12 protein-coding genes are annotated in these 12,049 nt (G+C 70.7%); 5 read left to right on the top strand and 7 right to left on the bottom strand.

What is annotated here, in order from left to right:
* Positions 1–38: 38 nt before the first annotated feature.
* Positions 39–233 carry a hypothetical protein gene (locus ACZ5CZ_RS04300; RefSeq protein WP_385847917.1) on the bottom strand — a complete coding sequence of 65 codons (195 nt, stop codon included), beginning with the start codon at positions 231–233 and terminating at the stop codon, positions 39–41.
* Between the two features lie 371 nt (positions 234–604).
* On the opposite strand from ACZ5CZ_RS04300, the gene ACZ5CZ_RS04305 reads away from it, so the two are divergent.
* Positions 605–1,732 carry an acyltransferase family protein gene (locus ACZ5CZ_RS04305; RefSeq protein WP_468938998.1) on the top strand — a complete coding sequence of 376 codons (1,128 nt, stop codon included), beginning with the start codon at positions 605–607 and terminating at the stop codon, positions 1,730–1,732.
* An 11-nt stretch (positions 1,733–1,743) separates the two neighbouring features.
* Here the strand turns inward: ACZ5CZ_RS04305 and ACZ5CZ_RS04310 are convergent, their stop codons facing one another.
* Together ACZ5CZ_RS04310 and ACZ5CZ_RS04315 are read right to left on the bottom strand one after the other, a co-directional pair.
* Positions 1,744–2,220: an HD domain-containing protein gene (locus ACZ5CZ_RS04310; protein WP_385847920.1), complete on the bottom strand. Its 477-nt coding sequence runs from the start codon at positions 2,218–2,220 to the stop codon at positions 1,744–1,746.
* A gap of 20 nt (positions 2,221–2,240) precedes the next feature.
* A complete protein-coding gene (locus ACZ5CZ_RS04315) occupies positions 2,241–3,413 on the bottom strand; it encodes a PP2C family protein-serine/threonine phosphatase (RefSeq protein ID WP_385847921.1) in 1,173 nt (390 codons plus the stop codon).
* Positions 3,414–3,588: 175 nt separating this feature from the next.
* Between ACZ5CZ_RS04315 and ACZ5CZ_RS04320 the strand changes: the two genes are divergently transcribed.
* Entirely contained in the window at positions 3,589–4,827 is a 1,239-nt protein-coding gene (locus ACZ5CZ_RS04320; protein WP_468939003.1) for a GNAT family N-acetyltransferase, read from the top strand.
* A 51-nt stretch (positions 4,828–4,878) separates the two neighbouring features.
* On the opposite strand, the gene ACZ5CZ_RS04325 is transcribed toward ACZ5CZ_RS04320, so the two are convergent.
* Both ACZ5CZ_RS04325 and ACZ5CZ_RS04330 read right to left on the bottom strand, forming a co-directional pair.
* A complete protein-coding gene (locus ACZ5CZ_RS04325) occupies positions 4,879–5,688 on the bottom strand; it encodes an Fpg/Nei family DNA glycosylase (RefSeq protein WP_468939005.1) in 810 nt (269 codons plus the stop codon).
* Positions 5,689–5,756: 68 nt separating this feature from the next.
* A complete protein-coding gene (locus ACZ5CZ_RS04330; protein WP_385847925.1) occupies positions 5,757–6,242 on the bottom strand; it encodes a ribose-5-phosphate isomerase in 486 nt (161 codons plus the stop codon).
* Positions 6,243–6,535: 293 nt separating this feature from the next.
* Between ACZ5CZ_RS04330 and ACZ5CZ_RS04335 the strand changes: the two genes are divergently transcribed.
* Entirely contained in the window at positions 6,536–7,960 is a 1,425-nt protein-coding gene (locus ACZ5CZ_RS04335; protein WP_385847926.1) for an amino acid permease, read from the top strand.
* Positions 7,961–8,040: 80 nt separating this feature from the next.
* Here ACZ5CZ_RS04335 and ACZ5CZ_RS04340 read toward each other — a convergent pair whose 3' ends face one another.
* Positions 8,041–8,625 (bottom strand): biotin transporter BioY, encoded by a 585-nt coding sequence (locus ACZ5CZ_RS04340; protein WP_450787313.1) that lies wholly within the window; start codon positions 8,623–8,625, stop codon positions 8,041–8,043.
* Between the two features lie 386 nt (positions 8,626–9,011).
* Here ACZ5CZ_RS04340 and ACZ5CZ_RS04345 point away from each other — a divergent pair, with 386 nt between their 5' ends.
* Positions 9,012–10,394, top strand: a complete 1,383-nt coding sequence (locus ACZ5CZ_RS04345) for an amino acid permease (protein WP_385847928.1) — start codon at positions 9,012–9,014, stop codon at positions 10,392–10,394.
* A 126-nt stretch (positions 10,395–10,520) separates the two neighbouring features.
* Positions 10,521–11,168: a superoxide dismutase gene (locus tag ACZ5CZ_RS04350; RefSeq protein WP_468939011.1), complete on the top strand. Its 648-nt coding sequence runs from the start codon at positions 10,521–10,523 to the stop codon at positions 11,166–11,168.
* Between the two features lie 117 nt (positions 11,169–11,285).
* On the opposite strand, the gene ACZ5CZ_RS04355 is transcribed toward ACZ5CZ_RS04350, so the two are convergent.
* The gene (locus tag ACZ5CZ_RS04355; RefSeq protein ID WP_468939014.1) at positions 11,286–11,930 is read right to left on the bottom strand and encodes a mycothiol-dependent nitroreductase Rv2466c family protein; all 645 of its coding nucleotides are present in this window, start codon (positions 11,928–11,930) and stop codon (positions 11,286–11,288) included.
* Positions 11,931–12,049 lie beyond the last annotated feature (119 nt).

Raw genomic sequence — 12,049 nt, forward strand, 5'->3', positions numbered from 1 at the left:
GTGCTCGTGCTGCCCCGCTTCCGCGGCTCGCGGCCGGGTCAGAACCTGATCGAGTCGATGGACGCGGCTATCGAGTTCAGGAACCGGTTGATGGATGGTGCCATGCCGGTCGAGGCGAGGAAGAACCCGAAGAGGATCGCGACGATGGCCGGGCCGGGCTTGATGTTCCCCCCTCTGATCAGCACCACCAGGATGATCGCCAACAGCAGCACCACAGACAGTGAAATGGCCACAACTGATCACACCCTCGGTCGGTCCGCTCTGCCGGCCCAGGGGTACGGCCCGCACCCCCGCCAGAACCATCGTGCCACCAACCCGGCCGCCGTATGCGGCCCGTGACAGAACGTCGGCGGGAGGCTCGTGGGCGGAGATCGTTTGGCACAGCAATTCGGCAACATGTTCCCGGATAACTCCTGGGGAAATCAGGAGAGTTCGTTGCACTATCCACACAGGTAATTCGAATGACCGCCACAGGGCGGCGATATGCCCCCTTTAGTCGGGATGAATCGGTACATCATGGGCGAGCTGCGGCTATCTCGAGGCGATAACCGGTAATGACCGGGGGCGTTTTACGAAATCCAGAGACGGGGCTAGGGTGCTTTAGATGTTCGACGCCGACTCGTCCCCCGGCCAGTCCCGTACGCCTGCCCGCCAGACGACAACGGACAGACCCGGCAGACAGCGTGACGCCTTCTTCGACAACGCCAAGTACCTGGCGATCCTGCTCGTCGCCATCGGGCACTCCTGGGAACCGCTGAAGGCCGACAGCCGCATCCTGCAAGGCGTCTACGCGGTCGTGTACAGCTTCCACATGCCGGCGTTCGTCCTCATCTCCGGCTACTTCTCGCGCAGTTTCGACATGCGCCCGGACCGGCTGAAGCGGCTGGTCACCGGGGTCGTCGTGCCGTACGTCGTGTTCGAGACGGCGTACCCGCTGTTCAAGAACGCGGTCGCGGGCGGCCACGAGGACATCAGCCTCCAGGACCCCTGGTGGGCCACCTGGTTCCTGTGCGCGCTGTTCATCTGGCGGCTGACCACACCGCTGTGGAAGCTGGTCCGCCATCCGCTGCCGCTGGCCCTCGGCATCGCGATGCTGGCGAGCCTCACGCCGAGCATCGGCGACGACCTCGACCTCCAGCGGGTCTTCCAGTTCCTGCCGTACTTCGTGCTCGGGCTGTGCCTGAAGCCGGAGCACTTCCGGCTGGTGCGGCGCCGCTCGGTGCGGATCGCCGCGGTGCCGGTGGTCGCGGGGGCGCTGCTGTTCGGCTGGTGGGCGGTGCCGCGCATGAACCACGCCTGGCTCTACCACCGCGAGTCGGCGCAGGAGCTGGGTGCCCCGTGGTGGTGCGGCCCGGTGATGACGCTCGCGATGATGGGCTGCGCGCTGGTGCTGACGTCCTGCTTCTTCGCCTGGGTGCCGGGCCGGACGATGTGGTTCACCACGCTCGGCGCGGGCACGCTGTACGGCTATCTGCTGCACGGCTTCGTGGTGAAGTTCGCGGACTACCGCGGCTGGTACGACCACGCCTGGCTGCACCGGCCGCTCGGCCAGATCCTGGTGACGGTGCTCGCGGCCACGGTCATCACCCTGCTGTGCACCCGGCCCGTGCGGCGGGTCTTCCGGTGCGTGGTGGAGCCGAGGATGGAGTGGGCGTTCCGGCAGGACGCCGCCCGGCTGGCCCGGGAGCGGCAGAGCACGGACCGCGCCCCGGAGACGGCCGCAGCGGCCTGACCCCGGCCGTGTCAGTGGGGCTGTGGCAGGCCGAGGAGGCGGTGCATGCGGGCGTACTTGCCGGTCAGCCGGTCGCGGGTCGGTGCGGGCAGTGCCGCCAGCCGGCCGGGGTCGGCGTTGTGCGCGAGGTCGGCCTGCTTCACCAGCAGCGCGCCCGGGGTCGCGAGGATGCGGCGCGCGTACGCCTCCGGCTCCTCCCCCGGCCGTTTGGTGAGGGCGTCCACGATGGCCTTGGTGCGCGGGGTGAGGGCGGCCGCCGCCAGCCACGCGCGGCTGAGGGCGTCGTCCTCCACGGCGTCGTGCAGCCAGGCCGCGGCGATCTGCTCGGCGTCCCCGCCGCGGGCGCGCACGCCCTCGGCGACGGCCGCGAGATGCTCGGCGTACGGCCGTCCCGCCTTGTCGGTCTGGCCCGCGTGGGCGCTGCGCGCGAGGGCCGCCACCTCGTCCAGGGTGAGCGGCGGCCGCGCGCCCGTGTCTCCGGCTGTCATGGCCCCAGTGTCCCAGGGCCTCAGTGGGCCGCCGCCGTGGTGTCCCGGCAGATGAGCAGCAGGGCCCGGTCGTCGTTGACGTCCTTCGCGACGGCCTCGATGAGGTGCCAGGCCGCGCCGTGGAAGCCGCCGGCGACATAGCGGTCGGCCTCGCCGGTGAGCCGGTCGATGCCCTCCACGATGTCCCGGTCGGACGTCTCGACCAGGCCGTCCGTGAACAGCATCAGCACGTCACCGGGGCGCAGCGAGCCCTTCACGGGGTCGAACTGGGCGCCGTCGTACACACCGAGGAGCGGCCCTTCGGTGTCCTTCTCCTCCCAGCGTCCGCTGCCGGCGCTCAGGTGCAGCCCCGGCGGATGGCCGGCCGAGTACAGCTCGTAGTCGCCGGAGTCGAGGTCCAGCACCAGGTGGATGGAGGTGGCGAAGCCCTCCTCCCAGTCCTGGCGGAGCAGATAGCCGTTGGCGGCGGGGAGGAAGTCGTGCGGCGGCAGGGAGCCGAGGAGGCCGCCGAAGGCGCCGGACAGCAGCAGGGCGCGGGAGCCCGCGTCCATGCCCTTGCCGGAGACGTCCGTGAGGACGACCTCCAGGGTGCGGCCGCCGTTCGTGCGGGCCGCGACCACGAAGTCGCCGGAGAAGGACTGCCCGCCGGCCGGCCGCAGCGCCATCTCGCAGTGCCAGCCCTGCGGCAGCTTCGGCAGCTCGCTCTGCACGCGGATCCGCTCGCGCAGGTCGAACAGCATGGTGCCGCCGCGCCGCCAGGGCACCCCGACCCGGCTGCGGAACTGGGCCGTGAGCAGCCCGAAGAAACCGCAGGCGGCCACCACCAGGACCACGCCCGGGGTGACCCGGCTCGGCCCTTCCGTGTAGGGGCCGAGCCGCACCGACTCCACGATCAGCGCGGTGGCCGCCGCCGCGTACAGGCCGAGCAGGCTCGCCGGGCGCAGCAGCAGCCCGCCGGCGACGATCGGCAGCACCAGGGTGGCCGGGGAGCACCACACCGAGTCGGCCAGCGTCAGCGCGGCGAGGACGGGCACGGTGAGCAGCAGTCCGGCGAAGGCGATCCAGTCCGAGCCGTCGCCGCGGAAGTAGTCGACGGCGCTTCTGCGCAGGGCGATGCGGGCCCGGTGCCACTGCATCTTCCACCGGGCCGTGAACGTCTCGGCCTTTCCTCGCCGCTCTCGTCGTGCTGCCATTAGTTCGGGACCCTATCCATCGGACCGGTCGCTTGGCACGGGAGGTCCCACTTGTCCCCCCGTGCGAGGCCTGCCGCGCGGTTCGCCCTCACAGTGAACGGCACGCCCGCCCATCGCGCGCCCACCGAGCGGAAATTCGCTGGCTCGTCCGGAAACACCCTGATAGTCATGGTTCATGGGGACTGACGGGACAACCGAGTTGAAGGTGTTGCGGCCCGAGGACTGGGACACGTGGTACGACGGCCTGGTGCGGGCCTTCGGCGGGGTCTCCTCGCCCGAGGAGCGCGAACTGGACCGCTCGCTCACCGAGTTCGGCCGTTCGCTGGCCGCCTGGGACGGGGATGCGATCGTCGGCTCGGCCGGGGCGTTCAGTTTCCGGCTGACCGTGCCGGGCGGGGGCTCGGTGCCGGCGGCCGGCGTCACCATGGTGAGCGTGGCGGCCACCCACCGGCGGCGCGGGGTGCTGACCTCGATGATGCGCCGGCAGCTGGCGGAGGTGCGGGAGCGGGGCGAGCCGCTGGCGGTGCTGACCGCCTCCGAGCCCGCGATCTACGGCCGCTTCGGGTACGGCGCGGCGACCTTCAAGATGGCCGCCGAGATCGACACGGGCCGGGTCGCGCTGTCCGTGCCGGAGGGCACCGACGCGGTGCGGCTGCGGTACGCCGGGCCCGCCGACGCCCTCGACGCCTGCGAGGAGGTGTACACGGCGCTGGTGCCGGGCCGCCCCGGCATGCTGGCGCGGCAGCCCGGCTGGGCGCGGGCCCGGGTGAACGACCCGGAGAGCGAGCGCGACGGGGCGTCGGCGCTCCAGTGCGTGGTCGCCGAGGAGGGTGGCCGGGTCACCGGGTACGCCCGGTTCCGCACCCGGCTCGGCTGGGGGACGAGCGGGCACGACGGCACGGTCGAGCTGGCAGATCTGGCCGCGCTGGACCCGGCGACCGGCGCGGCGCTGTGGCGGTTCCTGTTCGGCATCGACCTGATGACCACGCTCGTCGTGCACTCGCGGCCGGTCGACGACGCCTGGCAGTACCTGGTGTCCGACATCCGCCGCTGCCGCCCGCGGGTGCGGGACGACGGGTACCTCCGGCTGGTCGAGGTCGGTACGGCGCTCGCGGCGCGCGGTTACCAGGCGCCGCTGGATGTGGTCCTGGCGGTCGAGGACGAGTTCTGTCCCTGGAACGCGGGGCGCTGGCGGCTGTCCGCGGACGAGAAGGGGGCGACCTGCGAGCGGACCACGGACACTCCCGATCTCGCCCTCACGGTACGGGAGTTGGCGTCCGCCTATCTCGGCGGGGTGAGCCTGCTGTCGCTGGCCGCGGCGGGGCGGGTGCGGGAGCTGCGGGCCGGGGCACTGGCCGAGGCGTCGGTGGCGTTCGGCTCCCCGGTCGCACCGTGGCTGCCGCACGGGTTCTAGGGCCTCTCTTTCGGATCTTGCCGGCGTCGAAAGAAAGGCTCTGGCGGGCGCTCACCTCTGCTGGCAGGTGGGGCACCAGAAGAGGTTGCGGGCGGCGAGGTCGGCGGTGCGGACGGGGGTGGCGCAGATGTGGCAGGGCAGGCCGGCACGGCGGTAGACGTACACCTCGCCGCCGTGGTCGTCCACGCGGGGCGGGCGGCCCATGGCCTCGGGCGTGTGCTCGGGCCGGACGGTGTCGATGCGGTTGTTCCGGACGCCCTCGCGCATCAGCGCGACGAGGTCGGCCCAGAGGGCGTCCCACTCGGCCGGGGTGATGTCCCGGCCCGCCCGGTAGGGGTCGATGCCGTGCCGGAAGAGCACCTCGGCGCGGTAGACGTTGCCCACCCCGGCGACGGTCTTCTGGTCCATGAGCAGCGCGGCGACGGCCGTACGGCTGCGGGAGATCCTGCGGTGGGCCGCGCCCGGGTCGGCGTCCGCGCGGAGCGGGTCCGGGCCGAGGCGGTCGTGCACGGCACGCTTCTCGGCGTCGGTGATCAGGGCGCAGGTGGTGGGGCCGCGGAGGTCGACGTACCCGGTCTCGTTGGCCAGCCGGAGCCGGACCGTGTCGGTGGGCGGGGGCGCCGGGGCGTCGCCGAAGCCGACCTTGCCGAAGAGGCCGAGGTGGATATGGACCCAGTCGGTGTCGCGGAAGCGCAGGAAGAGGTGCTTGCCGTGGGCTTCGGTGGCGGTGAGGACCGCGCCGTCGAGCAGGGCGGCGGCGTCGGAGAACTTGCCCTGCGGGCTGCTGACGCGGGCGGGCCGTCCCGAGAAGCGCTCGGCGTAGTCCTGGGCCAGCCGGTGGATGGTGTGCCCTTCCGGCACGGCGGGGGTGTCCTTTCCTGCCTGCTGCCGGCCCGCGCACCCGGGCCGGGTGCGCGGGCCGGTGCCGGTTACTGCTGGGGGTGGTGGGCCGGGATCGGGGGGAGGTCGCCGGTCGTCTCGTAGTCCGACAGCATGTCGATACGGCGGATGTGGCGCTCGTCACCGGAGAAGGGGGTGTTGAGGAACACCTCGACGAACTTCGTCGCCTCCTCCTCGCTGTGCATGCGCGCACCCACCGCCACGACGTTGGCGTTGTTGTGCTGGCGGCCGAGCGCGGCCGTCTCCTCGCTCCAGGCGAGCGCCGCGCGGACGCCCTTCACCTTGTTGGCGGCGATCTGCTCGCCGTTGCCCGAGCCGCCGATCACGACGCCGAGCGAGTCGGGGTCCGCGGCCGTACGCTCCGCCGCCCGGAGGCAGAAGGGCGGGTAGTCGTCCTGGGCGTCGTAGATGTGCGGCCCGCAGTCGACGGGCTCGTGACCCGCCGCCTTGAGCCAGTCGACGAGGTGGTTCTTGAGTTCGTAGCCCGCATGGTCGGAGCCGAGATACACGCGCATGCCCTTGAGTGTGACACGAGCGTTTCGGGGCAGCAGCCTCGGGTGGCGGTGCGGGCACCCGCTGTCACACGCCGGGGAAGCCTGCCGAAATACGCCGGAAAAATGTGAGCCGAACCATAGAACCTCAAGGGAACCTCAAGTAACGATACGGATTCAGAGGTTCCCGAATTCGTTCGCCTCGGATTCACTGGACCGACTCGTACACCGCTCATGCGAGAACCCCGTACTCCCGCCCCACCAAGGCACCCCCGCTCGTACGGGATCCGCTCCACCGGCGCAAAGGAACTCCGTCCATGACCCCTGGTTCCGGACTTCAAGCAGGCCTCAAGAACCGCCATCTGTCGATGATCGCCATCGGTGGTGTGATCGGTGCCGGACTCTTCGTCGGCTCCAGTTCGGGCATCGCCACGGCCGGCCCCGGAATTCTGCTGTCCTACGCCCTCGTCGGCACCCTGGTCGTCCTCGTGATGCGGATGCTCGGCGAGATGTCCGCGGCCAACCCGACCTCCGGCTCCTTCTCCGCGCACGCCGACCGTGCGCTCGGCCGCTGGGCCGGCTTCTCCATCGGCTGGCTGTACTGGTTCTTCTGGGTCGTCGTGCTCGCCGTCGAGGCGACCGCCGGCGCCAAGATCCTGGAGGGCTGGATACCCGCCGTACCGCAGTGGGGATGGGCGCTCATCGTGATGACCGTCCTGACGGCCACGAACCTGGTCTCCGTCGGCTCCTACGGCGAGTTCGAGTTCTGGTTCGCCGGTATCAAGGTCGTCGCGATCGGCGCGTTCATCGTCGTCGGTCTGCTCGCCGTGTTCGGCGTGCTGCCGGGTGTGCACTCCGACAAGGCAAGCTTCTCCAACCTGACCTCGCACGGCGGCTTCCTGCCGCACGGTCCGGGCGCGATCCTCACCGGTGTCCTGCTGGTCGTCTTCTCCTTCATGGGCAGCGAGATCGCGACCCTGGCGGCCGGCGAGTCGGAGGACCCGCAGGCGGCGGTCACCAAGTCGACCAACAGCATCATCTGGCGTATCGGCGTCTTCTACCTGGGTTCGATCCTGGTCGTGGTCTCGCTGCTGCCGTGGGACGACGCCTCCATCGCGAAGAACGGCTCGTACGTCGCCGCGCTGGACTCCCTCGGTATCGCGCACGCCGGTCAGATCATGAACTTCATCGTGCTGACCTCGGTGCTGTCCTGCCTCAACTCGGGCCTGTACACGGCCTCCCGTATGGCCTTCTCGCTGGGCCAGCGCGGTGACGCGCCGAAGGCGTTCGCCCGGACCACCTCCCGCGGTGTGCCGATGGCGGCGATCCTGGCCTCGGTCGTCTTCGGCTTCGTCGCGGTCTTCTTCAACTACGCCTACCCGAAGACGATCTTCCTCTTCCTGGTCAACTCCTCCGGCGCGGTCGCCCTCTTCGTCTGGCTGGTGATCTGCTTCTCGCAGCTGCGGATGCGCAAGATCATCCAGCGTGAGGCGCCGGAGAAGCTCGTCGTGAAGATGTGGCTGTACCCGTACCTGACCTGGGCGACGGCCGGTCTGATCGTGTTCGTGCTCGGTTACATGCTGACCGACACCAAGGGGGAGAGCAGCGGCCGTACCACCGTGCTGCTGTCCCTCGGCGTGGCCGCGATCGTGCTGGTGATCGCCCTGGTCAAGGAGCAGATCGCCAAGGGCCGGCGGGCCGAGGCGGTCGAGGCCCGGACGGACAAGGTGTCCGTGGGCTGATCCACCCCGCACATACGGCGACGGCCGCACGCTCCGACGGATTCCGTCGGACCGTGCGGCCGTCGCCGTGTACCGGGGGGTCAGCCCCGCTTGCCGGCCAGCTTCCAGGCGGCGGGCAGCGCGCCCATCGCCAGCGCCGCCTTGAGGGCGTCGCCGAGCAGGTACGGGGTGAGGCCGAGCGCGACGGCGCGGGACAGCGGCAGACCGGCGGCGACGGCCAGGTAGGGCACGCCGACGGCGTAGATGACGGCCTCGCCGAGGATCATCGCGCCCGCCATGCGCCACGGGGAGCGGTCGGCGCCGCGCCGGGCCAGGGCGCCGACGAGCGCCGAGGCGAGCAGCATGCCGACGATGTAGCCGAAGGTGACCGAGGACGCGCCGGCGGAGCCGCCCGCGAACCACGGCAGCCCGGCGACCCCGGCGAGCGTGTACACGGCGAGGGAGAGGAAGCCGCGGCGGGCGCCGAGCGCGGTGCCGACGAGCAGCGCGGCGAAGGTCTGCCCGGTCACCGGCACCGGGGAACCCGGGACCGGGACGGCCAGCTGGGCGGCGAGGCCGGTGAGCACGGCGCCGCCGAGGACGAGGGCCGCGTCGCGGACCCGGGAGGCGGGAAGCAGGTCGGCGAGGACTGCGCCGGGGCGCGCGAGGGCGGTGGCGGTGCTCATGGGGACTCCGCGGGGTGGTGTGGACATGTCGGGACTCCGTGACGCTATCCCAGCGCCCACCCGGCGATCACCGTCGGCGCTCGACAAAGGGGCGATCATCGCGTTCGTACGCTTCACACAAAACGTGCTGCTTACACCTGCACCGGCGTGACAACGGTCACTGAGGCAGAGCCGTTCCGCTCACTTCTCGGCCGGGCAGAAGGACTGTGGGGTTCCGCCAAAGCGCCGCCGCGCGAGCCGGCCCGGCGATCGCGTGACCGGGCCCTCACCCTGGGTACGGCGGCTGTCCGGATAGTGGGCAAGCTCTTCGCCTATACGGACAGGGGCCCGAGACTGTGGGCTCCTTTACCAGCCCATTGCCCCTCTGCATCGGGAGAGCCGCGCCCATGCCCAGCAGCACGACCACGGAGACACCGCCCCAGGAACAGGGTGCCTCCCTCTCGCATGGCCTCAAGCAGCGCCATCTGTCGATGATCGCCCTCGGCGGGGTCATCGGCGCGGGACTGTTCGTCGGTTCCGGTGCGGGCATCGCCGCCGCCGGTCCGTCGATCGTGATCGCCTACGCCCTCTCCGGCCTCCTGGTGATGCTGGTGATGCGGATGCTCGGTGAGATGTCCGCCGCGTACCCGTCGTCGGGCTCCTTCTCCGCGCACGCCGAGCGGGCCATCGGCCCCTGGGCCGGCTTCGCCGCCGGCTGGTCCTTCTGGGTGCTGCTGTGCACGGCCGTCGGCCTGGAGGGCATCGGCGCCGCGAAGATCGTCCAGGGCTGGGTGCCGGGCACCCCGCAGTGGATGTGGGTGGCCCTGTTCATGGCGGTGTTCTGCGGGTCGAACCTGGCCGCCGTGAAGAACTTCGGCGAGTTCGAGTTCTGGTTCGCCGCGCTGAAGGTCGGCGCGATCAGCCTCTTCCTGATCCTGGGCGCGCTGGCCATCGCGGGCGTGCTGCCCGGCACGGACTCCCCCGGCACCTCGCATCTGACCCACTTCCTCCCGCACGGCAGCGACGGCCTGATCATCGGCCTGCTCGCGTCCGTCTTCTCCTACGGAGGCATGGAGACGGTCACCATCGCCGCGGCGGAGTCGGAGAACCCGGTCAAGGGCGTGGCGTCCGCCGTCCGCACGGCCATGTGGCGCATCGCCCTGTTCTACATCGGCTCGATGGCGGTCGTCGTCACCCTGGTCCCGTGGAACTCCGCGGACGTGGTGACCAAGGGCCCGTACGTCGCCACGCTCGACCACCTCGGCATCCCCGGCGCGGGCCAGCTGATGAAGGTGGTCGTCTTCGCCGCCCTGCTGTCCGCGATGAACGCCAACATCTACGGCTCCTCGCGCATCGCCTTCTCGCTGGTCGAGCGCGGTCAGGGCCCGAAGGCGCTGGCGAAGCTGTCCGGCGGGGTGCCGCGGATCGCGGTCCTCACCTCCTGCGTCCTCGGCTTCGTCTGCGTGCTGCTCAGCTACTGGAGCCCCAACGGCGCCTTCAAGTGGCTGCTGAACATGATCGGCGCGGTCATCCTGGTGGTCTGGATGTTCATCGCCGTCTCCCAGCTGCTGCTGCGCCGCCGGATCGAGCGGGAGGCCCCGGAGAAGCTGGTGGTCCGCATGTGGGCGTTCCCGTGGCTGACCTGGGTGGCGCTGGCGGGCATGGTCGCGATCTTCGTGCTGATGGCCCGGGAGCCGGACACCCGGATCCAGCTGTACTCCACGGGCGGGATGACCCTGGCCCTGGCCGCCGTCGGCTACCTCCGGCAGCGGGCGCGCGCCAAGGGCTGAGCCCCCGCCGCACCGAGCAGGCCCCCGCGTCGAAGGACACGCGGGGGCCTTTCTGTTGGCCGGAGCTTGTTGTTGATAGCGTGCTCTTGCAACTTATTTGCAATAAGCTTCCCGAGGGGGTCACCCATGCCCGTCTACACGCTGCCCGACCTGCCGTACGACTACTCCGCGCTCGCCCCCGTGATCAGCCCCGAGATCATCGAGCTGCACCACGACAAGCACCACGCGGCCTACGTCAAGGGCGCCAACGACACCCTGGAGCAGCTCGCCGAGGCGCGGGACAAGGAGTCCTGGGGGGCGATCAACGGCCTGGAGAAGAACCTGGCCTTCCATCTGTCCGGCCACATCCTGCACAGCATCTACTGGCAGAACATGACCGGCCCGAAGGAGGGCGGCGGCGAGCCGCTGGCCGCCGACGGGGTGGGCGAGCTGGCGGAGGCGGTCAAGGAGTCCTTCGGCTCCTTCGCCGCGTTCAAGGCCCAGCTGTCCAAGGCGGCGGCCACCACCCAGGGCTCCGGCTGGGGCGTCCTCGCGTACGAGCCGCTGAGCGGGCGGCTCATCGTGGAGCAGGTCTACGACCACCAGGGCAACGTCGGCCAGGGCGCCACCCCGATCCTGGTCTTCGACGCCTGGGAGCACGCCTTCTATCTCCAGTACCGCAACCAGAAGGTCGACTTCATCGAGGCCATGTGGCAGGTGGTCAACTGGCAGGACGTGGCGAAGCGCTACGCCGCCGCCAAGGAGCGCGGCAACGCCCTGCTGCTCGCGCCCTGAGAAACGCCGCCCTGCCTCGTGATCGTCTTCTCACCCTTCACGTCGGCACGGCGGAGCAAAAAGGGGGAACCCCCGCGAGGACGTGACTCGCGGGGGTTCCCCTCTGTGCGCGCTGCCCTACAGGTTGCTGAAGTCCGGGCCCTTGGTCCGGGTCCGCTTCAGCTCGTAGAACCCCGGCACCGAGGCCACCGCCAGGGTGCCGTCCCACAGCCGGGCCGCCTCCTCGCCCTTGGGCGCGGGGGTGACGACCGGGCCGAAGAAGGCGAGCTGCTCGCCGTCCGGGCCGGGCACCGCGATGACCGGGGTGCCGACGTCCTGGCCGACCTTCTCGATGCCCTCCTTGTGGGAGGCGCGCAGCTCGGCCTCGTACTCGAAGTCCTGCTGCTCGGCGTAGTCGATCAGCTCGGCGGGCAGGCCGACGTCCGCGAGGGCGCCGGCGATGGCCTCCAGGGTGGGGCCCTCGCCGTTGTTGTGGATGCGGGTGCCGAGCGCGGTGTACAGCGGGCCGAGCACGTCCTCGCCGTGCCGCTGCCAGGCGGCGGTGACCACCCGCACCGGCTGCCAGGCCTTGGTGGCGAGCATCTCCCGGTACTGCTCGGGCAGCTCGTCGAGCTTGTCCTCGTTGAGGACGGCGAGGCTCATGATGTGCCAGCGGACCTCGATGTCGCGGACCTTCTCCACCTCCAGCACCCAGCGGGAGGTCATCCAGGCCCACGGGCACAACGGGTCGAACCAGAAGTCGACGGGGGTCTTCTCCGACATGTCTCTCCTCGCGAGGCGGCGGTTCACCGGTGAACATCCTGGGCAACGCCCCCGCTCGCCCCGCACATTCCCTGCTGTGCGGCGTCAGGGGCTCGTGGCAGGATCGGTGCTGTTCACCA

This window comes from Streptomyces sp. NPDC031418, assembly GCF_055581605.1.